The sequence below is a fragment of the Streptomyces cynarae genome, from assembly GCF_025642135.1.
Classification (GTDB): Bacteria; Actinomycetota; Actinomycetes; order Streptomycetales; family Streptomycetaceae; genus Streptomyces; species Streptomyces cynarae.
The window spans coordinates 1,881,202-1,905,626 of the sequence record NZ_CP106793.1; the positions used below are offsets into that span (position 1 = coordinate 1,881,202).

The 24,425-nt window shown below is 70.2% G+C and carries 20 protein-coding genes and 1 pseudogene; 5 read left to right on the forward strand and 16 right to left on the reverse strand.

Annotated features, from left to right (window positions below; genetic code table 11):
- The first annotated feature begins 159 nt into the window (after nucleotides 1-159).
- The 4 genes and pseudogenes from N8I84_RS08905 to atzF all read left to right on the forward strand — a co-directional run bounded on the left by N8I84_RS08905 (nucleotide 160) and on the right by atzF (nucleotide 6,831).
- The gene (locus N8I84_RS08905) at nucleotides 160-984 is read left to right on the forward strand and encodes an urea amidolyase associated protein UAAP1 (RefSeq protein WP_263229027.1); all 825 of its coding nucleotides are present in this window, start codon (nucleotides 160-162) and stop codon (nucleotides 982-984) included.
- Nucleotides 981-1,598 (forward strand): urea amidolyase associated protein UAAP2, encoded by a 618-nt coding sequence (locus N8I84_RS08910; protein WP_263229028.1) that lies wholly within the window; start codon nucleotides 981-983, stop codon nucleotides 1,596-1,598. Before N8I84_RS08905 ends, N8I84_RS08910 begins: the two co-directional genes overlap by 4 nt.
- Complete coding sequence (locus N8I84_RS08915) at nucleotides 1,595-5,116, forward strand: 5-oxoprolinase/urea amidolyase family protein (RefSeq protein ID WP_263229029.1); 3,522 nt, start codon at nucleotides 1,595-1,597, stop codon at nucleotides 5,114-5,116. The genes N8I84_RS08910 and N8I84_RS08915 overlap by 4 nt, the downstream gene beginning before the upstream one ends.
- Before the next feature lie 49 nt (nucleotides 5,117-5,165).
- Nucleotides 5,166-6,831, forward strand: a pseudogene (atzF, locus tag N8I84_RS08920) (allophanate hydrolase).
- Between the two features lie 83 nt (nucleotides 6,832-6,914).
- Here the strand turns inward: atzF and N8I84_RS08925 are convergent.
- The 11 genes from N8I84_RS08925 to N8I84_RS08975 all read right to left on the reverse strand — a co-directional run bounded on the left by N8I84_RS08925 (nucleotide 6,915) and on the right by N8I84_RS08975 (nucleotide 18,743).
- The gene (locus tag N8I84_RS08925) at nucleotides 6,915-9,767 is read right to left on the reverse strand and encodes a DEAD/DEAH box helicase (RefSeq protein ID WP_263234706.1); all 2,853 of its coding nucleotides are present in this window, start codon (nucleotides 9,765-9,767) and stop codon (nucleotides 6,915-6,917) included.
- A 111-nt stretch (nucleotides 9,768-9,878) separates the two neighbouring features.
- Nucleotides 9,879-10,823 (reverse strand): twin-arginine translocase subunit TatC, encoded by a 945-nt coding sequence (gene tatC, locus N8I84_RS08930; RefSeq protein ID WP_263229030.1) that lies wholly within the window; start codon nucleotides 10,821-10,823, stop codon nucleotides 9,879-9,881.
- A 47-nt stretch (nucleotides 10,824-10,870) separates the two neighbouring features.
- Complete coding sequence (gene tatA / locus N8I84_RS08935) at nucleotides 10,871-11,152, reverse strand: Sec-independent protein translocase subunit TatA (protein ID WP_200421327.1); 282 nt, start codon at nucleotides 11,150-11,152, stop codon at nucleotides 10,871-10,873.
- Between the two features lie 464 nt (nucleotides 11,153-11,616).
- Nucleotides 11,617-11,811: a hypothetical protein gene (locus N8I84_RS08940; RefSeq protein ID WP_263229031.1), complete on the reverse strand. Its 195-nt coding sequence runs from the start codon at nucleotides 11,809-11,811 to the stop codon at nucleotides 11,617-11,619.
- A gap of 11 nt (nucleotides 11,812-11,822) precedes the next feature.
- A complete protein-coding gene (locus N8I84_RS08945; protein WP_236041782.1) occupies nucleotides 11,823-12,083 on the reverse strand; it encodes a CpXC domain-containing protein in 261 nt (86 codons plus the stop codon).
- Nucleotides 12,084-12,160: 77 nt separating this feature from the next.
- Entirely contained in the window at nucleotides 12,161-13,189 is a 1,029-nt protein-coding gene (locus tag N8I84_RS08950; RefSeq protein ID WP_263229032.1) for a helix-turn-helix transcriptional regulator, read from the reverse strand.
- A gap of 17 nt (nucleotides 13,190-13,206) precedes the next feature.
- Nucleotides 13,207-14,160, reverse strand: coding sequence for a helix-turn-helix transcriptional regulator (locus tag N8I84_RS08955; protein ID WP_263229033.1), 954 nt, complete (start codon nucleotides 14,158-14,160; stop codon nucleotides 13,207-13,209).
- A 357-nt stretch (nucleotides 14,161-14,517) separates the two neighbouring features.
- Nucleotides 14,518-14,889 (reverse strand): FKBP-type peptidyl-prolyl cis-trans isomerase, encoded by a 372-nt coding sequence (locus N8I84_RS08960; protein WP_103839080.1) that lies wholly within the window; start codon nucleotides 14,887-14,889, stop codon nucleotides 14,518-14,520.
- Nucleotides 14,890-14,959: 70 nt separating this feature from the next.
- Nucleotides 14,960-15,973, reverse strand: a complete 1,014-nt coding sequence (locus N8I84_RS08965; RefSeq protein ID WP_263229034.1) for an FKBP-type peptidyl-prolyl cis-trans isomerase — start codon at nucleotides 15,971-15,973, stop codon at nucleotides 14,960-14,962.
- Between the two features lie 139 nt (nucleotides 15,974-16,112).
- On the reverse strand, nucleotides 16,113-17,474 hold the full coding sequence (pafA, locus tag N8I84_RS08970) for a Pup--protein ligase (RefSeq protein ID WP_019754142.1): 1,362 nt from the start codon (nucleotides 17,472-17,474) through the stop codon (nucleotides 16,113-16,115).
- Between the two features lie 9 nt (nucleotides 17,475-17,483).
- The gene (locus tag N8I84_RS08975; RefSeq protein WP_263229035.1) at nucleotides 17,484-18,743 is read right to left on the reverse strand and encodes an MFS transporter; all 1,260 of its coding nucleotides are present in this window, start codon (nucleotides 18,741-18,743) and stop codon (nucleotides 17,484-17,486) included.
- 151 nt (nucleotides 18,744-18,894) lie between these two features.
- Here N8I84_RS08975 and N8I84_RS08980 point away from each other — a divergent pair, with 151 nt between their 5' ends.
- Nucleotides 18,895-19,908 carry a LacI family DNA-binding transcriptional regulator gene (locus N8I84_RS08980; RefSeq protein ID WP_263229036.1) on the forward strand — a complete coding sequence of 338 codons (1,014 nt, stop codon included), beginning with the start codon at nucleotides 18,895-18,897 and terminating at the stop codon, nucleotides 19,906-19,908.
- A gap of 98 nt (nucleotides 19,909-20,006) precedes the next feature.
- Here the strand turns inward: N8I84_RS08980 and prcA are convergent, their stop codons facing one another.
- From prcA to dop, 5 genes are all read right to left on the reverse strand, one after another.
- Nucleotides 20,007-20,762: a proteasome subunit alpha gene (gene prcA / locus N8I84_RS08985; protein WP_263229037.1), complete on the reverse strand. Its 756-nt coding sequence runs from the start codon at nucleotides 20,760-20,762 to the stop codon at nucleotides 20,007-20,009.
- 62 nt (nucleotides 20,763-20,824) lie between these two features.
- Entirely contained in the window at nucleotides 20,825-21,670 is an 846-nt protein-coding gene (gene prcB, locus N8I84_RS08990; protein WP_263229038.1) for a proteasome subunit beta, read from the reverse strand.
- The gene (locus N8I84_RS08995; protein ID WP_263229039.1) at nucleotides 21,622-22,227 is read right to left on the reverse strand and encodes an endonuclease VII domain-containing protein; all 606 of its coding nucleotides are present in this window, start codon (nucleotides 22,225-22,227) and stop codon (nucleotides 21,622-21,624) included. The genes prcB and N8I84_RS08995 overlap by 49 nt, the downstream gene beginning before the upstream one ends.
- A 46-nt stretch (nucleotides 22,228-22,273) precedes the next feature.
- The gene (locus N8I84_RS09000; protein WP_263229040.1) at nucleotides 22,274-22,492 is read right to left on the reverse strand and encodes a ubiquitin-like protein Pup; all 219 of its coding nucleotides are present in this window, start codon (nucleotides 22,490-22,492) and stop codon (nucleotides 22,274-22,276) included.
- Between the two features lie 189 nt (nucleotides 22,493-22,681).
- Nucleotides 22,682-24,193 (reverse strand): depupylase/deamidase Dop, encoded by a 1,512-nt coding sequence (gene dop / locus N8I84_RS09005; RefSeq protein ID WP_263229041.1) that lies wholly within the window; start codon nucleotides 24,191-24,193, stop codon nucleotides 22,682-22,684.
- Nucleotides 24,194-24,425 lie beyond the last annotated feature (232 nt).

The window sequence follows — 24,425 nt, forward strand, 5'->3', positions numbered from 1 at the left end:
TCTGGGCGCGGTGCGACGACGGGCCTGCCCGGCGTCCGCCGTGAGGGACCGGAAACCAACCGGCAACGCCCGGGACACGGCGACGACCCGGTCCCCGCCTAATTTCTGTCGAGCGACAGAAATCGCCGCAGCAGTCACCCGACCCCGAAAGGTCCCGCGATGGCGACAGCGACCACCTACGGAGCACGCGACCACGCCCGGGCACAGGAGGGCGCCCGAGCCGAAGCCATGCCCGTCGTGCCGGCGAGCGCCTGGCCGGCGCCGCCCTGTGAGGCGGGCCACCTGGTGTGGGCGGAGACCGTGGCGGGCGGCAACTACACGCACCGCGTGCTGGCCCGCGGCACCGAGTTGCGGCTGACGGATCTGCTCGGCGACGCCTGCGCCCATCTGCTGCTGTTCGTCGCCGACCGCCCGTGGGAGCGGCTGAACGTGGCCGACACGGTCAAGGTGCAGTGGAACGCGTATCTCGGTGAGGGGCGCCTGCTCCTGTCCGACCAGGGCCGCGTCCTCGCATCGGTCGTCGCGGACACCTCCGGTCGGCACGACGCCCTGTGCGGCACCTCCACGCTCGTCCGCAACACCGAGCGCTACGGGGACGGCACCCCGCAGTCCGCGTCCCCCGCCGGACGCGAGTTGTTCAAGCTGGCCGCCGCGAAGAACGGGCTGGAGCCGCGCGACCTGCCGCCGTCGCTGTCGTTCTTCCAAGGCGTGGAGATCCGCGAGGACGGCGCCCTCGACTTCACGGGCTCCGCCGGCCCGGGCGGCAGCGTCACCCTGCGAGCCGAGCAGGACGTCACGGTGCTCATCGCCAACGTCCCCCACCCGGTCGACCCGCGCCCGGACTACGTGTGCACCCCGCTGGAGGTCCTCGCCTGGCGCTCGGAGGCGACCCGCCCCGGCGACCAGCTGTGGGAGACCACCCCCGAGAGCCGCCGTGCCTTCCTGAACACCGCCGAATTCCTCGCCGCGAGGGGGCTCGCATGAAGAACGTGAAAACCGTCGTTCCGGCCCGTGCCGCCTGGTCGTCCGTCGTGCGCACCGGCGAGACGCTGACCGTCACCGACCTGTACGGCAACCAGGCCGTCGACTTCCTCGTCTACGACGCACACGACACGTCCGTGCGCTACAGCGCCCCCGACACGATCCAGGCGCAGGGCACCATCTTCCTGACCACGGGCAGTGTGCTGCTGTCCAACGAGCACACCCCGCTGATGACGGTCGTCGCGGACGACGTGGGCCGCCACGACACGGTCGGCGGCGCCTGCTCCAAGGAATCGAACACGCTGCGGTACGGCCACCACACCTGGTCGCAGCACGCCTGCGTGGACAACTTCCTGGCGGAGGGCGTCAAGTACGGCCTCGGCAAGCGCGACCTGGTGTCCAACATCAACTGGTACATGAACGTTCCCGTCGAGAAGGACGGCACCCTCGGCATCGTCGACGGCATCTCGGCCCCCGGCCTCTCGCTGACCCTGCGGGCGGAGCGGGACGTCCTCGTGCTCGTCTCCAACTGCCCCCAGATCAACAACCCGTGCAACGGTTTCGAGCCGACGGCGGTGGAGATGACGATCGAAGCGGGCCGGGGGGACGGCGCATGAGCTTCGACACGCTGCTGGTCGCCAACCGGGGCGAGATAGCCGTCCGGATCCTGCGCACGGCCCGCGAGCTCGGCCTGCGCACGGTCGCGGTGTACTCCGACGCGGACCGCTCGGCGCCCCACGTCCGACTCGCCGACCGGGCGGTACGGCTGGGCCCGGCGCCCGCGAGGGAGTCCTACCTCGATCCGGACCTGGTCCTGAAGGCCGCCAAGGACACGGACGCCGGGGCGATCCACCCCGGCTACGGCTTCCTGTCCGAGGACGCGGCGTTCGCGCGCCGCTGCGAGGACGCCGGGATCGTGTTCGTGGGCCCGACCCCCGAACAACTGGAGCTGTTCGGCACCAAGCACACCGCGCGGGCGGCGGCGTTGGCGGCGGGGGTACCGCTGGCCCCGGGCACGGGCCTGCTCGCCTCCCTGGACGAGGCGCTCGACCAGGCCGACACGATCGGCTACCCGGTGATGCTCAAGGCCACCGGCGGGGGCGGCGGCATCGGTATGTCGGCATGCCGATCCGCCGGCGAACTCACCGAGGCGTGGGAGCGGGTGCAGCGGGTCGCCGCCGCCTCCTTCTCCACGGCCGGTGTCTTCCTGGAGCGGCTCGTCGAGCACGCCCGCCATGTCGAGGTGCAGATCTTCGGGGACGGCGCGGGGAAGGTCGTCACCTTGGGCGACCGCGACTGCTCCCTCCAGCGCCGCAACCAGAAGGTCGTGGAGGAGGCACCGGCGCCGGAGCTCCCGCCCCGCATACGGCGGCGACTCACCGAATCAGCCCGTGACTTGTGCGCCTCCGTCGGCTACCGGTCCGCCGGCACCGTCGAGTTCGTGTACGACGCGGCCCGCGAGGAGGCGTACTTCCTGGAGGTCAACACCCGCCTCCAGGTCGAGCACCCGGTGACCGAGGAGGTGTACGGCGTCGACCTGGTCGCCTGGATGCTGCGCCTGGCGCGCGGCGACCACGGCGTCGTACGGGACCCGGGCGCGCCCCGCGGCCACGCCGTCGAGGCCCGCCTCTATGCCGAGGACCCCTCCCGCGACCACCGGCCCGGCGCCGGACTGCTCACCCGGGTCGAGTTCCCGCAGGGCGTGCGCGTGGACGGCTGGGTCGAGACGGGCACGGAGGTCACCACCTCCTACGACCCCCTGCTCGCCAAGGTGATCGCGTACGGCCCGGACCGGGAGCACGCGCTGCGGCGGCTGGACGAGGCCCTGGCCCGCACTCGGATCGACGGTATCGAGACCAACCTGGGCCAGATCCGGGCGGCCCTCGCGGCCGACGCCTTCCGGTCCGCCACGCACTCCACGGCGACCCTCGCAGGCGTCACGGACCCCACCCCGCGTATCGAGGTCGTGGCGGCCGGAACCCTCACCACCGTGCAGGACTGGCCGGGCCGCACCGGCTACTGGCAGGTCGGCGTGCCCCCGTGCGGCCCGATGGACGACCTGTCCTTCCGGCTCGGCAACCGGGCGCTCGGCAACGCGGAGGGAGCTCCCGGCCTGGAGTGCACGCTCCAGGGGCCGACCCTGCGCTTCACGCACGCCACCACCGTGTGCGTCACGGGCGCCCCGGCACCGGTCACGGTGGACGGCACGCCGGTCGCGCAGTGGGAGCCGGTGACGGTGCCGGCGGGCGCGGTCCTGGAGGTCGGGGCGCCCTCCGAGCACGGGCTGCGGACGTATGTGCTCTTCGCGGGCGGCGGCCTGGACGTGCCCGCCTTCCTCGGCAGCACGGCCACCTTCACCCTGGGCCGGTTCGGCGGCCACGGCGGCCGGGCGCTGCGCACGGGAGACGTCCTGCACGGCGGCACGGTGACGACGGGTTCCCCGGTGCCGGCCGCCGACCGCCCGGCCTTCACCTCGTCGTGGCTGCTGGGAGCGCTGGAAGGCCCCCACGCGGCACCGGAGTTCTTCACCGAGGACGACATCCACGACTTCTACGCCGCCGAGTGGAAGGCCCACTTCAACTCGGCCCGCACCGGAGTACGCCTGGTCGGCCCCAAGCCGCGCTGGGCTCGCCCGGACGGCGGCGAGGCGGGCCTGCACCCGTCCAACATCCACGACACGCCGTACTCGGTAGGCGCCGTCGACTACACGGGCGACATGCCGGTCCTGCTCGGGCCGGACGGCCCGTCGCTCGGCGGCTTCGTCTGCCCGGCGACCGTGCCCACCCGGGAACGCTGGAAGCTCGGCCAGCTGCGCCCGGGCGACACCGTCCGCTTCGCACCGCTGGCCGACGACGGCACGCCCCGGCCCGCCATCGTGGACGGCGGCGTACTGGCCCGGGACGGCGATGTGACATACCGGCGCAGCGGCGACGACAACCTGCTGGTCGAGTTCGGGCCCATGCGGCTGGACCTGGCGCTGCGGATGCGGGTGCACGCGCTGATGGAGGCGGTGTCGCAGGCGTGCCTGGACGGGGTCACCGATCTCACCCCCGGCATCCGCTCCCTCCAGATCCAGACCGACCCGCGCCGGCTCGCCCAACCCGAACTGCTCGCGTCCGTAAGAGAGCTGGTCGCGGCCCTGCCTCCCACCGACGAACTGGTCGTCCCGTCCCGCACGGTCCACCTCCCCCTGTCCTGGGACGACCCGGCCACCCGTGAGGCCATCGCCCGCTACATGGCGGGCGTCCGCGACGACGCTCCCTGGTGCCCTTGGAACATCGAGTTCATCCGTCGCGTCAACGGCCTGCAATCGGTGGAGGACGTCCACCGCACGGTCTTCGACGCCGAGTACCTGGTCCTGGGCCTGGGCGACGTCTACCTGGGCGCCCCGGTGGCCACACCGCTGGACCCGCGCCACCGCCTGGTGACCACGAAGTACAACCCGGCCCGCACCTGGACCGCCGAGAACTCGGTCGGCATCGGCGGCGCCTACCTGTGCGTGTACGGCATGGAGGGCCCCGGCGGCTACCAGTTCGTGGGCCGCACGACACAGGTCTGGTCGGGATGGCAGCAGCGGGGCGCCTTCGAGCCGGGCTCCCCGTGGCTGCTCCGCTTCTTCGACCGCATCAAGTGGTACCCGGTGAGCGCGGAGGAACTGCTCGAACTCCGCGCGGACATCGTCTCGGGCCGCTTCGTGCCGCGTATCGAGGAGGGCGTGTTCTCCCTGGCGGAGTACGAGGCGTTCCTCACCGGGAACGCCGCGGCGATCGCCGGGTTCAGGGCCCGTCAGCAGGCCGCCTTCGCCGCGGAACGCGCCGCCTGGGAGGCGTCGGGCGAGTTCGCCCGAGCGGAGACGACGACCGTACCCGCGGCGCGGTCCGAGGTGACGGTTCCGCCGGGCGGCCGGCTCGTGGAGGCCGACTTCGCCGCGTCCGTGTGGCAGGTGAACGTGGAGCCGGGCGACGAGGTGACGGCAGGACAGCCCCTGCTGGCCCTGGAGGCGATGAAGATGGAGTCGAGGGTGCACGCGCCGGTCGACGCCGTGGTGACGGAACTCCTCACCAAGCCGGGCGCCCAGGTGGAGGCGGGCACGCCACTACTGGTCCTCGCGCCACTGCAGCCCACGGCGCCATGAAACCCGGCCGGTGGTCTGCCGACCAACCCGCCTCAGCTCAGGAGCACACATGTCGACCCTCACCCGAGTCCGCCTCGCCTACGCGCGTGCGGAAACCGTCAACCGCCCCGAAATCTGGATCGATCTCCGCCCCAGGGAAGCGGTGGAGGCCGAAGCAAGCGCCGTTGACGCCCGAGTGGCCGCAGGCGAACACCTCCCCTTGGCCGGCAGGCTCTTCGCGGCGAAGGGCAACATCGACGTCGAGGGCCTGCCCACCACAGCAGGCTGCCCGGCCTACGCGTACACACCCGAAGAAGACGCCCCGGCCGTGGCACGCCTACGCGAAGCCGGCGCCATAGTGATCGGCACGACGAACCTGGACCAGTTCGCAACCGGTCTGGTGGGAACGCGCTCCCCCTACGGCGCTGTCCGCAACGCCTGCGATCCAGCAAGGATCAGCGGCGGCTCCAGTTCCGGCTCAGCCGTGGCGGTGGCGCTGGGCATCGTCGACTTCGCCCTGGGCACCGACACCGCGGGCTCCGGCCGCGTCCCGGCCGCCTTCAACGGCATCGTCGGCCTGAAGCCCACCCGTGGCCTCGTCCCCACGACCGGTGTCGTACCGGCCTGCGCCTCGATCGACTGCGTCACGGTGTTCGCCCGTACGCTCCCGGAGGCCGAGCAGGCCCTGGCCCACATGGCCGCACCGCCCGATCGCGCGCTCCCGCCGCTCCCCCAGCGGGCCCCGGGCCCGTGGCGCATCGCGGTCCCACCGCTCGCCGACCTCGGCGAACTGGACGAGGGCTGGGCGGAGGCCTACGACGCCACGGTCGCCCGGATCGCCGACGCGGGCGCCGAGGTGCGAAGCATCGACCTGGCTCCCTTCACGCAGGCGGCCGCGATGCTGTACGAGGGCGCGTTCGTGGCGGAGCGCTATACGGCGGTCGGGGGCTTTGTCGACAAGTTGATCGCCGAGGGTGGCGCGGGCCTCGACCCGACGGTCGCCGGCATCATCGCCCGCGCCCGCGACGTCCCGGCCCACCGGCTCTTCGCCGACCAGGCCGCCTGGCCGCGTTGCGGGCCCGTGCCCTGGCGGAACTGGCCGACGCGGATGCCCTGTTGCTGCCCACCGCCCCGGGCCACCCCACGCTCGCCGAGGTCGCCGCGGACCCGCTGGGCGTCAACGCCCGTCTGGGCCGCTTCACCAACTCCACGAACCTGTTCGATCTGGCGGCGGTGGCCGTACCGGCGGGCGAGGTGAACGGACTGCCGTTCGGCGTCATGCTGATCGGCCCGGCGTTCACGGACGAACGGCTGGCCCGGATCGCCCGAGTGCTGGAACCGGAGACGTCTGTGGCCGTGGTGGGCGCACACCTGTCGGGCAGCCCCTGAACCCCCAACTCCTGGCACTGGGCGCGCGGCTGGACCGTACGACGACCACGGCCCCCGTCTACCGCCTGCACGCCCTGCGCACCGACCCGCCGAAGCCGGGCCTGGTGCACGTCGGCGAGGGCGGAGCGGCGATCGAGACGGAGGTCTGGCGCCTGCCCGCAGAGGGGCTGGGCCGCCTGCTCACCGCTCTGCCCCGCCCGATGACGCTGGGCAGCGTGGAACTGGCGGATGGAAGCCGGGTCCCGGGCTTCTTGTGCGAACCCAGCGCCTTGACCGACACCGAGGACATCACGGAGTACGGCAGCTGGCGGACGTATGCAACTCGGAGGCAGGGTCAACAGGCCTGAAGGGGCGCGGGGGCTGTGACATGGCGCGGCTCCGCCGCGCGGGCGCGAGCAACCACGGACGACCCGCACCCGCCCGACTACTCTCACCCCACCGACGAGTAGGCGACAACACCCCGCAGCAACTGATCAACCGCCTTACGCGCGGCCTTGCCCACGGTCGAGCCCTCCACAGGAGAAGCCGCCGCGATCTGCCCCAGGACGTCGATCACCTGCTTGCACCACCGCACGAAGTCACCGGCCGGCATCTCCGCCTCGTTCAGGACCTCGTCCAGCCCCTTCCCGCTGGCCCACATGTACGCGGCCCAGGCGAACCCGAGGTCGGGTTCGCGCTGGCCGACGCCCTCGGTCTGGTTGATGCGGAACTCCTCCTCCAGGGCGTCCAGACGGCCCCAGATCCGTACCATCTCGCCGAGCGCGGCCTTGGCCTTGCCCGAGGGCAGCTTCGGCGCCATGGCGTCGTCGCCGACCCGGGCCTCGTACACCAACGCGGAGACGCACGCGGCGAGTTCGGCGGGGGCGAGACCCTCCCAGACGCGTTCGCGCAGGCATTCGCTGGCGAGCAGGTCGAGTTCGCCGTAGAGCCGGGCGAGCCGCTTGCCGTGCTCGGTCACCTCGTTGCCGCGCAGGTAGTCCAGTTCGGTGAGCAGCGCCACGATCCGGTCAAACGTACGCGCGATCGTGTTCGTCCGGCCCTCGATGCGGTGTTCCAGCTGCTTGGTGTCGCGCAGCAGCCGGTGGTAGCGCTCGGCCCAACGGGCGTGGTCCTCACGGTCGTTGCACCCGTGGCAGGGGTGGGCGCGGAGCGCGGAGCGCAGCCGGGCGATCTCACGGTCGTCGGCCGCCTGGGAGCGCCGCTTGCGGTGCCGCTCCGGCGGGATGTGCCCGGCCTTGGTGCGCAGCGCGGAGGCGAGGTCCCGGCGGGACTGCGGTGAGCGCGGGTTGAAGGACTTGGGGATCCGCATCCGCTCCAGCGGTTCGACGGGTACCGGGAAGTCGATCGCGGCCAGCCGCTTGACCTGCCGTTCGGCGGTGAGGACGAGCGGGCGCGGGCCGTCCTGGTACTCCAGGCCCCGGTGGCCGTTGGAGCGGCCGGCGGGCAGGCCGGGGTCGAGGACCAGGGCCAGGCCCGCGTACTTACCGGTGGGGACGTGGATGATGTCGCCTGGCTTGAGCTTCTCCAGGGCGACGACGGCCTCCGCGCGGCGCTGGGCGGCGCCCTGCCGGGCCAGCTCGGTCTCGCGATCCGTGAGCTGGCGGCGCAGCCGTGCGTACTCCTCGAAGTCCCCGAGGTGGCAGGTCATGGCCTCCTTGTAGCCCTCGAGGCCCTCTTCGTTGCGCTGCACCTGGCGGGAGATGCCGACGACCGACTTGTCTGCCTGGAACTGCGCGAAGGAGGTCTCGAGGAGTTCGCGGGAGCGGTGCCGGCCGAACTGTTCGACCAGGTTGACGGCCATGTTGTACGACGGCTTGAAGCTGGAGCGCAGCGGGTAGGTGCGCGTCCCGGCGAGGCCCGCGAGGTGCTCCGGGCTCATGCCGCGCTGCCACAGCACCACCGCGTGGCCCTCGACGTCGATGCCGCGGCGGCCGGCGCGGCCGGTGAGCTGGGTGTACTCGCCGGGGGTGATGTCGGCGTGCTGTTCGCCGTTCCACTTGACGAGCTTTTCCAGCACCACGGAGCGCGCGGGCATGTTGATGCCGAGCGCGAGGGTCTCGGTGGCGAACACGGCCTTCACCAGGCCGCGGACGAACAGTTCCTCGACGACCTCCTTGAACGTGGGCAGCATGCCCGCGTGGTGGGCCGCTATGCCGCGTTCGAGGCCTTCCAGCCACTCGTAGTAGCCGAGGACGTGCAGGTCCTCGGGAGGGATGGAGGCCGTGCGCTCCTCGACGAGGGCGCGCACCTGTTCCCGCGACTCCTCGTCGTTGAGCCTGAGGCCGGCGTAGAGGCACTGCTGGACGGCGGCCTCGCAGGCGGCGCGGCTGAAGATGAACGTGATCGCGGGCAGCAGGCCCTCGGCGTCCAGCCGTTCGATGACCTCGGGCCGGCTCGGTGTCCACACCCGGGCGCGCTGTCTGCGCTCCCGTTCGCGGTCGGCCTCGCGCATGGCACGGCCACGCCTGCGGTCCTGGAACATGGGGCGGCTGGCCTCCATGCGGGCCAGGCGCGTGAGGTCGGGGTTGACGGCCTTCCGGTGCCCCTCGCCCTCCTCGAACAGGTCGTACATCCGGCGGCCGGCCAGCACGTGCTGGAACAGCGGCACGGGCCGGTGCTCGGAGACGATCACTTCCGTGTCGCCGCGGACGGTGTCCAGCCAGTCGCCGAACTCCTCCGCGTTGGACACGGTCGCCGACAGCGACACCAGCGTCACCGACTCGGGGAGGTGGATGATCACTTCCTCCCAGACGGCGCCGCGGAAGCGGTCGGAGAGGTAGTGCACCTCGTCCATGACGACATAGCCGAGGCCGAGGAGGGTCTGCGAGCCCGCGTACAGCATGTTCCGCAGGACCTCGGTGGTCATCACGACGATCGGCGCGTCGGAGTTGACGCTGTTGTCGCCGGTGAGGAGGCCGACCTTCTGTGTGCCGTAGCGGCGGCACAGGTCGTTGTACTTCTGGTTCGACAGCGCCTTGATGGGTGTCGTGTAGAAGCACTTCTTGCCCTGTTTGAGGGCGAGGTGGACGGCGAACTCGCCGACGATCGTCTTGCCGGAGCCGGTGGGCGCGGCCACCAGCACGCCCTTGCCGGCCTCGAGCGACTCACAGGCCTCGATCTGGAAGGGGTCGAGGCCGAAGTCGTACATCTCGCGGAAGGAGGCGAGCGCGGTGGCCTGCTCGGCAGCGCGCCTACGGGCTGCCGCGTACCGCTCGGCCGGGGAGAGGTCCTCTGTCATCGTGCTTTCGAGCGTACCGGGAGCCACTGACAACAGGACGATCATTATGCGGATCACGGACGCGGACCGGGGCGCGGACGGTCGTGGGGCCCCGCCGATGTCCTCAGCGGGGCCCCACGGCCGTCGTTCAGCACCTCACATGCCGCTTCCGCGCGGTCACGTCACGTCGTCATACCCGTTGACCCGGTCCGTGCTCGGGGGCAGTGCCCGGTTCGCCGTGACGCTCTCGACCTCGCCGATGTCCTCGGGGGTGAGATCCAGTTCGGAGGCCTCGTCGTCGGCGGGTCCCTCGGCCTCGCGCCGCTGCTTGCGGCGGTCGTTGAGCAGCGAGAAGGCGACCGCGCCGAAGTACAGCACCCAGATCGGCCCGGCCAGCGCCAGCATGGAGAGGGGGTCGGTGCTGGGGGTGGCCACGGCCGCGAAGACCGTGATGCCCAGGATCATGGCGCGCCACCAGCCGAGCATGCGCGTGCCGCTGAGCACACCGGTGAGGTTGAGCATGATCAGCAGCAGGGGCAGCTCGAAGGACAGCCCGAAGACGACCACCATGCGCGTGACGAGCTGCAGCAGGTCGTCCAGCGGCAGCAGGTTGTCGACGCCGGACGGTGTGAAGTCGATCAGCACCTTCGCGGTGGTGGGCAGCACCTTGTAGGCGAAGAACCCGCCGCCGAGGAAGAGCGGGACACCGGTGCCGACGAACCCGTAGGCGTACTTCTTCTCGTGCCGGTGCAGACCCGGCGCGACGAACGCCCACAGCTGGTAGAGCCAGACCGGTGAGGCGAACACCACACCGGCCATCAGCGAGACCTGCAGGGCCAGGGTGAAGGGCGCGAGCAGACCGTTGATCGTGATCCGTGCACACTGCTGGTTGTGGCTCGAGGACCTCGCCAGCTCCTCGAAGCTCTTCCCGCACCCGACCGAGTCGAGGATCGGCTTGGTGAGGAAGTTGATGATGTCGTTGTAGAAGAAGGCGGCGACGACCGTGACCACGATGATGGCCAGCATGGCCTTGGCGAGCCGGTTGCGCAGTTCACGCAGGTGCTCCGCGAGCGGCATCCGCCCCTCGGGGTCCCTCTCCTCTTTGCGGGCAGACTTGAGCAACCCACATCCTCATCTCGTGCAGTGGACCGGGAACTCCGGTCCTCCCGTCAGCGCTGGGTCGTGTCCGTCGGCTCGTTGACCGGGCGGGCGCTGGTCACGTCGCCGGGAGCGGCCTGGATGGTGCGCTGGGCCGGGGGCTGCTCGTCGTTCGGCGGGCCGGCCGGCGCGGAGGACTTGCCCTCCTCCTTCATCGCCTTGGCCTCGCTCTTCAGGATGCGCGCGGACTTGCCGAGGGAGCGCGCCATGTCCGGAAGCTTCTTCGCGCCGAACAGCAGGATGATGACGACGAGGATGAGAATGATCTCGGGGGCTCCGAGCCTTCCGAACATAAGTCTTTACCTTCTCACCGAGGCGGCATTGGGTGGGGGTGCTGTTCGGTCAGTCGGACAAATGTCCGACAACCGTGCAGCGATCGTAACGCTCAGGGGTGAACGTGAGGCAATCCCTGTGCGTACTCCCGGTCTGCGGACCGCGCCTCGTTCTCCGGGCCGCGACCAGCAGCGTACCTGTACGCGGTGGCAAGTAGACAGGGCGAAGTGACTCATTGCGCCTCTTGCGGCCCCTCTTACCCGATCCACGGAACACCGTCGCGGTACGGCGCGCGGCGGAGAAGGGCATGCGCCGCAGTACCGGCGGGAGGCGGATCACCGTCGTGAGGCGTATCGGCGGCGGGAGGCGGGTTGCCGAACGTGAGGCGTGTCGGCGGCGGGAGGCCGGATAGCCGGTGAGGCGATTCGCGGCGTGAGGCGGATTGCCGAAGCTGCGGCGGGATTGCCGCCGAGCTGCGGCGGATTCATATCCTGTCCGCGGCCCGCGCCGCGCCCACGGCCGCCCGTTCCAGGTCCTCCGCGGCACGGTTGATCCGGCGCGCCGAGTCGGCGACCTGCCGCCCGAGGCGCCGGGCCTCCAGGAAGACCCGGACGGCGAACACACCCAGAACGGCGAGCCCCAGGAACCCCAGAGCGATCGCGAGCATCGGCCAGAACATGACGTAAGAGCCTAGAGGGTCGAGTGCAGCCGCAGGGTCCGCACCCCGCCGCCGGTGAGCAGTTCGACGATGCGCTCCCCGGCCGGCTTGCGGACGGACGCGCCGCACTCGGGGCACGTGAAGGAGTAGAACGTGGTCTTGCTGGTGGCGCCGATGGCCAGCCGCAGGGCGCTCGCCCCCAGCTCGAAACGGGCGCGGCAGTCCGGGCAGCCGGCCCGGAACACCACGTCGGCCACCCGCCTCATCCCGGCGAACGCCGTCCGCACCGACATCTCCGCGGCCCCCGGCGCCTGCGGCGCACCGGCCGACGCTTCCGACTGCTCCGAGGCACCGGACATCGCCGACGTGCTCACAGCTGCTGCTCCTGCCTGTCGTACAGCCCGTCCTGAACCGGATCCGGCACGTCGTACGCCGCGAGCGCCTCGCGGGCCGCCCGGCGGGCGCTGTCCGCGAGATCCTGCGGCGACACGATCCGGCCGTCCCGTCCGAGCCGCAGCGCCAGCCGTCTGAGCGACGCCGGGTCGGGGGTCCGCAAGGTGATACGCAGCCCGCCGTCCGGCAGCTCATCCGCGCTGTCGTGCGGGTAGTACTCGGCGACCCAGCGGCCGCCCGGTCCGACCTCGACGACCACCTCGGGGTCCTCGGCGGCGGGCTGGACGAGCCCTTCGGACAGGTCCCGCAGCTCGACCTCCGGGGGCGCCGACGGCTCGTCGAGGATCTTGATCTCGGCGACCCGGTCGAGCCGGAAGGTGCGGCGCGCCTCGGAACGGCGGCACCACGCCTCCACGTACGTGTGGCCGACGCTGACCAGGCGGATCGGGTCGATCTCGCGCTCGGTGACCTCGTCGCGGGCCGGCGAGTAGTAGCGGATCCACAGGCGGCGACGCTCGGAGATGGCCCGGTCGACGTCGGCGAAGACACCGCCCTCGGACTCGAACGTCACCGACAGCCGGGAACTGGCGCCCGCGGCCTCGCCGGCGGCGGTCTCCACCTTGGCGGTGGCGCGCAGCAGCGCCTGCCGGTCGCTCTCCCGCAGCCCCGGCAGGGTGGCCACGGCGCGGGCGGCCACCAGCAGCGCGGTCGCCTCGTCCGCCGCCAGCCGCAGGGGCTCGGCCGCCTCCGCGCCGAGAGCGGCCGGGTTGTGCCACCAGATGCGCTCGCCGTCGGTGTCGATGTCGAGGAGGTCGCCGCCGCGGAAGCTGGTGCCGCACATGGGCAGCACGTCGAGGTCCGAGACGAGCTCCTCCTCGGTGATCCCGAACGCCCGGGCGACGTCCTCGACGCGCGCGCCGGGGCGCTCCCGCAGATACGTCACCAGGGACAGCATCCGCCGGGTCTGGTCGATGGCGTTCGCCGGCCTGGCCGGTTTGCCTGCCACGGTCGTACCTCTCCCCCTCAGCCCTTGGCCACGGCACGCAGCCGGTCCACCACGTCGGCCCTCAGCTCCGCCGGCTCCAGGACCACCACGTCGGGCCCGAACTCCACCAGCCAGGCGTCGAGGCCGTGCCCGTACGGAATCTCCAACTCGTCCCAGCCGTCACCGAGTTCCCGCACGGAGGTGGCCTTCGCCCGAAGGGGGTACCCCGCGTCCTTGCGCAGCCGGATCCGCGCCGAACGGTCGGCGGTCTCCCCCGCCCAGCTCGCCACGGTCTCACGGACGGTGACCACGTCGGGCACCGGGGCGGCGAAGGCGCCGCCGCGGCTGCGCACCTTGCCGGTGATCCTCGAGAGCCGGAAGACACGCTCGGCTCCCCGGTCGCGGTCCCAGCCCGCCAGGTACCAGTGGCCGCGCCAGCACTCCAGCGCCCAGGGTTCGACATGGCGCTGTTCGGGGTGGGCGGCGGTGGCCTTGCGGTAGTCGAAGACGACGGGGCGGCGGTCCCGGCAGGCCAGCATCAGCGGCTCGAACGCGGCCTCGTGCACGGGGATGCGGGGTTCCAGGGCGCCGTGGGCCTCGTACGGGTCGACGTCCTCGGGCAGACCGGCGGCGCGCAGTTTCTGCAGGGCGCCGCTCGCCGCACCGGCGAGCCGGGCCTGCTGCCACACCTTGGCGGCCAGGCCGAGCGCGGCGGCCTCCTCGGCGTCGAGAGTGATGGGCGGAAGACGGTTGCTGTCGCGGCGCGCCAGGTAGCCGACCTCGCCCTCGAGGTTCTCCACGGTCTCGATCACGAGTCCGAGCTCACGCAGGTCGTCCTTGTCCCGCTCGAACATGCGGTTGAAGGAGTCGTCGGACCCTGCTTCCAGATAGGCCTCGATGGACTCGCGCAGCTCACGCTTGCTGAGCGGCCGCCGCGTCCCGAGCAGACACAGCGCCAGATTCATCAGCCGCTCGGCCTTGGCAATGGCCATCGACGCCCTTCGCCTCCCCATGGTGCTTACGACGGACGACCGTACCGCCCGCGAGCACCCCGGCAAAAGCCGAGGGCCCACGCCCGCACAGGCATGGACCCAGCCGATCGTTTCCGGTCGCCTCCAGGCAGCCTCCCGCACCGTCCGCGGCCGACCCGGCCTCGGCCGCCCCGGAAACTGCGGAGGCACACCGCGAAGCCGCCCCCGCCGGAGGCGGCTTCGCAGCCGGATCACCTTCGCGGCCGCCGGGTGACCGCTTCCGCGGCCCCGCACAGCGGCTGCCTGTCGGCCCCGGCGGCCGACACGGGTTCCGCCGCCGGGCCGGGGCCCGGCGGCGGTCTGCGACCGGTGCCTCGGTCAGACCGCTACCAGGTCGCAGACGAAGATCAGCGTCTCGCCCGGCTTGATCCGGGCACCCGCGCCACGGTCGCCGTAGGCCAGGTGCGGGGGGATCGTCAGCTGGCGGCGGCCGCCGACCTTCATGCCCTGGACGCCCTGGTCCCAGCCCTTGATGACCTGGCCGACACCCAGCTGGAACTTCAGCGGCGTACCGCGGTTCCAGGAGGCGTCGAACTCCTCACCGGTGGAGAAGGCGACGCCCACGTAGTGGACGGAGACGGTGTCGCCCGCCTTGGCCTCCGGGCCGTCACCCTCCCAGATGTCCTTGATCTCGAGGTCGGCCGGGGGCTCGCCGCCCGGGAAGTCGATCTCGGGCTTCTCGATGCTCACGTCAAAAGCTCCTGCTGTTTCGTGTTGAGGCCATTGCGGCACCACCGACACTCTCACATCCCCGCAGGGCTCACATCTTCGCCAGGATGTCGACCACGAAGACCAGCGTGGAGTCCTTCTTGATGCCGCTGCCGCTCGGCGGGTTGTCGCCGTACCCCAGCTTCGGCGGGATGACGACGAGCACACGGCTGCCCACCTTCTTCCCGGTCAGCCCCTGCGCCCAGCCCTTGACGACCTGCTGGAGCGAGAAGGACGCCAGCTGGCCACGGCCGTACGTGGAGTCGAACTCCTTGCCGGTGTCCCACAGCACGCCCTTGTACTGAACGAGAACGGTGTTGTCCGCCTTGACCTCGTCGCCGTCGCCCTCGATGACGTACTTCGCGACCAGCCCCGTCGGCGGCTTCACCTTCGGCAGGTCGATGGACGGCGCCTTGCCGTCGGTGTTCGTGCCCACCTTCGGCAGGTCGGAGTCGCTCTGCGCCACCGTCTCGCCCTTGGCGGAGCTCTTCGCGTTGAACGTGTTCTGCACGTCCACCACGAACACCAGCGTGTCGGTGCCCTTGATGCCCGCCTGCGGGTTGCCCTGCGTGCCGTACCCCCAGGTCGGGGGCACCGCCATCAGCACCCGGCTGCCGACCTTCCTCCCCGCCAGCGCATAGCGCCAGCCGTCGATGATGCCGCCCTGGGCGAGCTGGATCACCAGCGGCGTCTTGCGGTCGTAGGAGTTGTCGAAGACCTTGGCCGTGTCCCAGATCTGGCCCAGGTAGTTCGCCTGGATGTAGTCGTTCTCCGCGACCGTCCGCCCACCGCCGGCGATCACCGTCTTGACCGCCAGGTCCTTGGACGGCGAGCCGGACCCCTTCGCCACAGTCGGCTTCTCGTCGAACTTCGTCCCGGCGGTGATCGCCGGCAACGGCCCCTCGACGATCTTCGGCGGCGGAGCGGCCGACGTCGCCGAGGGCGCGGGGGACGCGGGGGACGAACTGGTACCTCCCGCACCCTTGCCGGACTTGTCGTCACCGCATCCGGCGACGGTCACCAGCCCGGCGGGCACAGCGGCAAGAAGAAGAGAGCGTCGGCGCACGATGGGGCCTCAATCGGTCGATCTTGATGGATGGCGTGCGCGCAACTCTACGGCGAAAGAAGGGCGCCGTACGGCAAACGTACGGCGCCCGTGTGGCGTTCCGGTGACACACGCGAAACGCGCGTCTCAGATCCCGGTATCACATTCCGGCGATCAGCTTCTCCACCCGATCGTCCACCGAACGGAACGGGTCCTTGCACAACACCGTCCGCTGCGCCTGGTCGTTGAGCTTCAGATGCACCCAGTCGACCGTGAAATCACGACGCTGTTCCTGCGCCCGACGGATGAAGTCACCGCGCAGCCGCGCGCGAGTGGTCTGCGGCGGAACCGACTTGCCCTCGAAGATCTTCAAGTCGTTGCAGATCCGGGCGGCTTGGCCCTTCTTCTCCAGCAGGTAGTACAGGCCACGACGACGGTGGATGTCGTGGTAGGCGAGGTCTATCTGCGCCACCCGCGGATGCGACATCGTCATGTTGTGCTTGGCCCGGTACCGCTCGATGAGCTTGTACTTCATCACCCAGTCGATCTCTGTACCGATCCGGTCGAGATCCTCCGACTCGATCGCGTCCAGCGTACGGCCCCACAGCTCCAGTACCTGCTCGACCGTGCCCGTCCGGATACCGCGGCGCTCGCAGAAGTCCACGGCCTTCTCGTAGTACTCCCGCTGCACCTCCAGCGCGGAGGCCTCCCGGCCGCTGGCCAGGCGCACCTTGCGGCGGCCCGTGATGTCATGGCTGACCTCGCGGATCGCCCGGATCGGGTTCTCCAGGGTCAGGTCACGCATCACCGTCCCCGCCTCGATCATGCGCAGCACCAGATCGGTCGCGCCGACCTTCAGCAGCATCGTCGTCTCGGACATGTTCGAATCGCCGACGATGACATGCAGACGGCGGTAACGCTCCGCGTCCGCGTGCGGCTCGTCCCGCGTGTTGATGATCGGCCGGGAACGGGTCGTCGCCGAGCTGACACCCTCCCAGATGTGCTCGGCCCGCTGACTCACGCAGTACACCGCCCCGCGCGGGGTCTGCAGCACCTTGCCGGCACCGCACAGCAGCTGCCTGGTGACCAGGAACGGAATCAGGATGTCCGCGAGCCGGGAGAACTCCCCGTGCCGCGCCACCAGATAGTTCTCGTGACAACCGTAGGAGTTGCCCGCCGAGTCCGTGTTGTTCTTGAAGAGGTAGACGTCGCCCGCGATTCCCTCCTCGTGCAGGCGGCGTTCGGCATCGACCAGCAGCCCCTCGAGAATGCGCTCGCCGGCCTTGTCGTGGGTGACCAGTTCGATCACGTTGTCACATTCGGGTGTCGCGTATTCCGGATGCGAGCCCACGTCGAGATAGAGACGGGCCCCGTTGCGCAGAAACACATTGCTGCTGCGGCCCCATGACACGACACGGCGGAAGAGGTACCGCGCCACCTCGTCAGGCGACAGACGGCGCTGTCCCCTGAACGTGCACGTGACGCCGTACTCGTTCTCCAGCCCGAAAATGCGGCGGTCCATGACTGAACATTACGCCCGATCCCCCGAGCTGAAACGGGGTTCGACAGCACGGTTTGGATCATTTTCCGGTGAACCCGCAACCACCCCGCCCCCGGCGGGAGCTGCGAGGACCCGCCCCGCGACCACCAGGACCAGCAGCGACACGGCCCCCGCGGCCCCCGGCACCGCGAAACCCCACAGCGCGCCACCCGCCTGCACCACCGGCCCCGCGACGCCCGTCCCGACCGACGCACCCACCGTGAACGTCGTCACCAGCCACGAGAACGCCTCCGTCACCGTACCGCTCGGCGCATGCCGGTCCACCAGCACAAACGCACACGCGATACACGGCGCCAGGAACACCCCCGCCACCGCGGTCAACCCCACCATCGCGACCACACCCGGCATCAGCATCAGCGGCAGATAACACAGCGCCAAAAGCCCCACCAGCACACGCAACCGCCGCTCCGGCGCCCCCGGCCACCGCCGCGCCCCGTACACCGAACCCCCGACCAGAGCACCCAATCCGATCGCCGCCATCAGCCAGCCGTACACCGCGTCGCCCCCATGACCATCGGCGTACGACACGGCCGCCACCGCGATCGAACCCAACGCCATCCCCACGAACAGGAACGCCCCGAGCAGCACGAGCAGCCCCCGCGAGCGCAACGCCCCCAGCCAGTGCGCCGCACGCGGCGCCGACCGCCACGCACGCGACGGCGGCGACACCACCACCGACAAGGCACCCAGAACCCCGACGATGTTCAGCACCACCACCGCCACCCGCGCCGACCACAACGACGCACACAACGTCACCAGCAGCGGTCCGACGGTGAACATCACCTCCTGCGCCACCGCGTCCATCGCATACGCCGTGTGCACCTGCTCCTCCCGGCGCAGCACCGCCGGCCACAGCGCCCGCAGACCGCCCTCCAGCGGCGGCGTGAACAGCCCCGCCACCGCCATCGCGGCATACGCCACGGCGATCGGCTCCAGACCCGTCAGCGCGAACACCGTCATGGCGGCGGCGGACACCACCGCCGCCGGCAGCTGCACCCGAGGCTGCCCGTGCAGATCGACCAGCCGTCCCAGCACCGGCTGCCCCACCGCGTTGGCCACCCCGTACACCGCGGCCAGCGCCCCCGCGAGGCTGTACGTGCCGCCCTCTGCCCGCACGAACAGCACCACGACGATCGCCGCCACCGCGTTGGGCAACCGGCCCACCAGCGTCCCCACCAGCAGGCGGGCCGCATGCCTCGCCCTGAGGATCTCCACGTATCCCGCGGCCATGCGCGTCCCTTCTCCCGGCCCCACCCCGCTTCTCCGTACCCGCGACGGGTGAAGTTTTACGTATAACGTCGCCAGTCATACGTACCATGAGCGCTGACCAGCAGTCCACACGACGGCGACCCGCCAACCCGCACGAAGGAGCACGCCCACCGTGCCACCAGGTAGCACGCGACCCACCAGCCGCGATGTCGCCCAGGCCGCCGGCGTCTCCCAGGCAGCCGTCTCCCTCGTCCTCGGCGACAAATGGCGCGGACGCGTCTCCGAACCCGTCGCCGAACGCGTCCGACAGGCCGCACGACAACTCGGCTACCGGCCCAACCTCGCCGCACGCAACCTCCGCCTCGGCCACACCCGCACAGTCCTGCTGGTGGTACCCGCCCTCACCACCGAATTCTTCGCCGGCGTCTACACCGGCGCCGCCCGCATCGCCGCCGACCACGGCTTCGGCGTCGTCCTCTACCCCTCACCCGAAGGTGTCGGCCCCGCCAGAGATCCCTTCCACTCCGCACAAGCCGCCCTCGACGGCGTCATCGCCTCCTCCATGGCCGCCGACGCCCTCACCGCCATCCACGGCGACCAGCTCCCCCTCGTCATGCTCGACAGCGACCCCGAAGGCAGCCCCGGCGCCGCAACCGTCAACCTCGACATCACCGACGGAGTACGCCAAGTAGCCGAACACCTCCTCGGTCTCGGCCACCGGCACTTCCTCCACCTCGCCGCCGACATCCCCTCCTGGACCTTCCGGATACGCGCACAGGAACTCGCGGCACGCCTCGGCACCGTCCCCGGCACCACCCTGCGGACCACCCGCGCCCCCATCTCCATCGAGGACGCCCTCACCGCCGCCGAAACCGCCCTCGCCGCCCCGGGCCCCCGCCCCACCGCCCTCGTCTGCGACGACGACAAACTCGCCGCCGGCGCCTACAAAGCCGCCCGCCGCCTCGGCCTGCGCATCCCCGACGACCTCTCCGTCACCGGCCTCGACGACCTCGCCCTCGCCACAGCGATCGACCCGGAACTGACGACCGTACGACTGGACGCGGAACTGTTCGGAGAACGAGGCATGGAGGCCCTGCTGGCGGTCCTGGAAGACCGCACACCCGAGCAGCGCGACATCCCCGTCGAACTGGTCGTACGAGGCTCCACAGCACCACCGCGCCAGTGACCCGCGAACGACCCCGGAGCACAACGCTGCGCGCCCCGACCCGGAACGGGCGGGGCGCGCAGCGTCATACCGTCAAACGGTCATACCGATGAGGCGACCTACTCCTCCGACTCGGCGTCCGCGTCGGCCTCCGCCTCCGCCGCCGTCGACGCACCGTCCGCCTGCAACAGACGCGACAGCTGACGGCCGGTGATCCGCCTGAACTTGCGCTTCTGCGGCCGCGTACGGTCCAGCACCGCGACCTCCAGACGCTCCGCCGGAATCTCCCGCTCACTGCCGTTCGTGTCACGCGACAGCGCCTGCACCGCCAGCTTCAGCGCCTCCGCCAACGTCATCCCGTCACGATGACGCTGATCGAGGAAACTGCTGATCTGCTCGGCATTGCCACCGACCGCCACCGAACCGTGCTCATCCACGATCGACCCGTCGTGCGGCAGACGGTAGATCTGATCACCCTCCGGGGTCTCCCCCACCTCGGCGACCACAAGCTCCACCTCGTACGGCTTCTCCGCCGCACTAGAGAAGATCGTGCCCAGCGTCTGCGCGTAGACGTTCGCCAGACCACGGGCGGTCACGTCATCACGGTCATAGGTGTAACCGCGCAGGTCGGCGTAGCGCACACCACCGATCCGCAGGTTCTCGTACTCGTTGTACTTGCCGGCGGCCGCGAAACCGATCCGGTCGTAGATCTCACTGAACTTGTGCAGCGCACGGGACGGGTTCTCACCGACGAACACGATGCCGTCGGCGTACTGCATCACGACCAGACTGCGGCCGCGCGCGATGCCCTTACGGGCGTACTCCGCCCGGTCGGCCATGGCCTGCTGGGGGGAGACATAGAACGGCGTCGACACCGGTTATCCGTCCCTTTCTGTCGAAGTCACACGATCACCCTGACAACAACCCGGCCGCGCCGTCAGAGCAGCGCGGCCCGCGGACCGTCGGGCTGCTCCAGACGCCGCTCCAGGATCGAGCGAGCGATCTCGGACGACTCGTCGTCGCCGAGCCGACGGAACCCGTCCTCGGTGATCACGGTGACGATCGGATAAATCCGGCGAGCGACATCGGGACCACCGGTCGCCGAGTCGTCGTCCGCCGCGTCGTACAGGGCCTGAACCACCAGGGTCGTGGCCTGCTCCTCGGTCAGATCCTCACGGTAGAGCTTCTTCATGGCACCGCGCGCGAAGATCGAACCGGAACCCGTGGCCGCGAAGCCGTGCTCCTCGGAACGGCCGCCCGTCACGTCATAGGAGAAGATGCGGCCCTTGCCACGGTCCAGGTCATAACCGGCGAAAAGCGGGACCACGGCAAGACCCTGCATGGCCATGCCCAGATTGGAACGGATCATGGTCGACAGACGGTTCGCCTTGCCCTCCAGGGACAGCTGCGCACCCTCGACCTTCTCGAAGTGCTCCAGCTCCAGCTGGAACAGCTTCACCATCTCGACTGCGAGACCCGCCGTGCCGGCGATGCCCACGGCCGAGTACTCGTCCGCCGGGAAAACCTTCTCGATGTCCCGCTGCGCGATCACGTTGCCCATGGTCGCCCGGCGGTCACCCGCGAGCACGACGCCCCCCGGGAACGTCGTGGCCACGATGGTCGTGCCGTGCGGAGCCTCGATCACGCCCTGCGTGGGCGGCAGCTGCCGGTTGCCGGGCAGCAGCTCGGGCTGGTGCTCCGACAGGAAGTCCATGAAGGACGACGAGCCAGGCGTCAGGAAGGCAGCTGGTAGACGCCCGGTGCTACGAGGATTGGCTTCCACGCGTTTCCTTCCACGTATGTCGCAGCCCGCCTTATGACGTCGGGCCGATCCTTGAACTGCCCCAGTGCGGCATTGCAGCTGAAGCACAGTACGCCACGGACCCTACCCGTCTCGTGGCAGTGATCCACATGCGCTGCCGGGGCGGATAGACATATGCAACAGACGCCTGCCTGGGAGGCGATCAACTCGTCACGTTCGGCTTCGGTGATGCCGTACTGGCGCTTCAGGTGGTCTTGCCGCCCACGGGCTGCCCTGCACGCCTTGCAGCGCGTGGACAGCCCGTCGGACGCAGTCGCGTTGCGATGCCACTCACTGTGTGGCTTGGCCTCCCCACACATCCGGCAGAGCTTGTGCCCTGGCGGAACGTCCACCTTCTCGCGCACCGACTTGCCCATTGCCTCCCGGCGGCGCCGGTAGTGGGCGGCGCTGTACTCCGCAACGCACTCCCGGCACCGCACCTGAAGACCGTCGCTCCGATTCCTGTCTCGCGCGAAGGCGGTGAGGGGCAGATCCCTCTTGCAGCCCGTACATCGCTTCGCGAACGGCTCTCCAGCCACCCCCCACCGCACCTTCAATTCGAAGGAGAAAGCGGCCTATCGCCCCTCACTGCCCGCCCTTTTGCACGAAGGATCGCACGAAATCCTCGGCGTTCTCCTCGAGTACGTCATCGATTTCGTCGAGGACGGAGTCCACGTCGTCGCTCAGCTTCTCGTGCCGCTCCTTGAGATCCCCCGAAGCCTGAGCCTCCTGCTCCTGCTCCTCGATCTCCTCGGTGGAGCGCGTGGCCTTCTGCTGGCCGCCGCCGGTGTCCTTGGTCGCCATAACCCTCACCCCGCTCAGTTCGCCCGACATGGTCGACAGGTCGGCTTTCCTGCCGATCGGTGGTGATCAGACCCTACTAGCCGGGTCCGACAATGGCCCCGCAGTTACTCCAACGTGCGGGGACCACCTCGATGATTCCCGGCCGCAGGGATTTACACCCCGGGCGGCCGGGCTCGTCCGAGTAATCCCTCAGCCGCCTGACAGGACCCTGACCAGGTCCTCGGCCGTGCGGCAGCGGTCCAGGAGCTCCTTGACGTGATTACGCGTTCCGCGTAGCGGTTCCAGGGTTGGAACGCGCTGCAGGGAGTCCCGGCCGGGGAGGTCGAAGATGACCGAGTCCCAGGAGGCGGCGGCGACGTCGTCCGCGTACTGCTCGAGGCAGCGGCCCCGGAAGTAGGCGCGTGTGTCCTCCGGTGGCTTCCTACGGGCCCGCTCGACCTCTGCCTCGTCCAGGAGGCGCTTCATGCGCCCGCGGGCCGCGAGGCGGTTGTACAGGCCCTTCTCGGGGCGTACGTCGGCGTACTGGAGGTCGAGGAGGTGGAGCTTCGCGGCGTCCCAGTCGAGGCCGTCGCGGCGGCGGTAGCCCTCCATGAGTTCCCGCTTGGCGACCCAGTCCAGCTCTCCCGCCAGGCTCATCGGGTCGTGCTCGAGGCGGTTGAGGGTGTCCTCCCAGCGGGACAGGACGTCCTTGGTCTGGTCGTCCGCGTCGGCGCCGTACCTCTCCTCGACGTACTTGCGGGAGAGCTCGTAGTACTCCATCTGGAGCTGGACGGCGGTGAGTGTGCGGCCGCTGCGCAGGGTGATCAGGCGCTTGAGCGTCGGGTCGTGGGAGACCTGGTGCAGGGTCCGTACGGGTTGGTCGACCGCGAGGTCGACCGCGATGAAGCCGTCCTCGATCATGGACAGGACCAGCGCGGTCGTGCCCAGCTTCAGGTAGGTCGAGATCTCCGACAGGTTGGCGTCGCCGATGATCACGTGGAGGCGGCGGTATTTCTCCGCGTCCGCGTGGGGTTCGTCGCGGGTGTTGATGATGGGCCGCTTGAGTGTCGTCTCGAGGCCGACCTCGACTTCGAAGTAGTCGGCGCGCTGGCTGAGCTGGAAGCCGTGTTCGTGGCCGTCCTGGCCGATGCCGACGCGGCCGGCGCCGGCGACGACCTGGCGGGAGACGAAGAAGGGGGTGAGGTGGCGCACGATGTCGGAGAAGGGGGTTTCCCGCTTCATCAGGTAGTTCTCGTGCGTGCCGTAGCTGGCGCCCTTGTTGTCGGTGTTGTTCTTGTAGAGGTGGATGGGTTGGGCGCCGGGGAGCTGGGCTGCTCGTTCCGCGGCTTCTGCCATGATGCGTTCGCCGGCTTTGTCCCAGAGGACGGCGTCGCGGGGGTTGGTCACCTCGGGGGCGCTGTATTCGGGGTGTGCGTGGTCGACGTAGAGCCGTGCGCCGTTGGTGAGGATGACGTTGGCGAGGCCGATGTCCTCGTCGGTGAGCTGGCTGGCGTCGGCGGCCTCGCGTGCGAGGTCGAAGCCTCGCGCGTCCCGCAGCGGGTTTTCTTCCTCGAAGTCCCAGCGGGCCCGGCGGGCCCGGTGCATCGCCGCGGCGTAGGCGTTGACGATCTGGGATGAGGTGAGCATGGCATTGGCGTTGGGGTGGCCGGGGACGGAGATGCCGTACTCCGTCTCGATGCCCATTACTCGCCGTACGGTCATGCGGCCCTCCTTGCCCGGCGGCGCCCTCGGTCGGGGGCGGCGCTCAGATACCGCTGGTGCTCCGGTGCGCGTGCGGTGCCCGTCCCCGCACGGCGCGACGCGGCGGTAACAAAGAGCCTAGAACGCCTTTGCGCTGGTGGGGAGATCATTTGCGTCATTGCTGTGCTCCAGCCGTGGCCTGAAAAGCAGTGGGCTGCGGGTACCCAGTGGGGGCACCCGCAGCCGCCCTTGC

Coding starts and splice junctions, on each gene's coding strand:
- N8I84_RS08905 (WP_263229027.1), top strand. CDS start 160: ATGGCGACAGCGACCACCTACGGAGCACGCGACCACGCCCGGGCACAG.
- N8I84_RS08910 (WP_263229028.1), top strand. CDS start 981: ATGAAGAACGTGAAAACCGTCGTTCCGGCCCGTGCCGCCTGGTCGTCC.
- N8I84_RS08915 (WP_263229029.1), top strand. CDS start 1,595: ATGAGCTTCGACACGCTGCTGGTCGCCAACCGGGGCGAGATAGCCGTC.
- N8I84_RS08925 (WP_263234706.1), bottom strand. CDS start 9,767: ATGATCGTCCTGTTGTCAGTGGCTCCCGGTACGCTCGAAAGCACGATG.
- tatA (WP_200421327.1), bottom strand. CDS start 11,152: ATGTTCGGAAGGCTCGGAGCCCCCGAGATCATTCTCATCCTCGTCGTC.
- N8I84_RS08940 (WP_263229031.1), bottom strand. CDS start 11,811: ATGTTCTGGCCGATGCTCGCGATCGCTCTGGGGTTCCTGGGGCTCGCC.
- N8I84_RS08945 (WP_236041782.1), bottom strand. CDS start 12,083: ATGTCGGTGCGGACGGCGTTCGCCGGGATGAGGCGGGTGGCCGACGTG.
- N8I84_RS08955 (WP_263229033.1), bottom strand. CDS start 14,160: ATGGCCATTGCCAAGGCCGAGCGGCTGATGAATCTGGCGCTGTGTCTG.
- pafA (WP_019754142.1), bottom strand. CDS start 17,474: ATGGACCGCCGCATTTTCGGGCTGGAGAACGAGTACGGCGTCACGTGC.
- N8I84_RS08975 (WP_263229035.1), bottom strand. CDS start 18,743: ATGGCCGCGGGATACGTGGAGATCCTCAGGGCGAGGCATGCGGCCCGC.
- N8I84_RS09000 (WP_263229040.1), bottom strand. CDS start 22,492: ATGGCGACCAAGGACACCGGCGGCGGCCAGCAGAAGGCCACGCGCTCC.
- dop (WP_263229041.1), bottom strand. CDS start 24,193: ATGACCGTACGGCGAGTAATGGGCATCGAGACGGAGTACGGCATCTCC.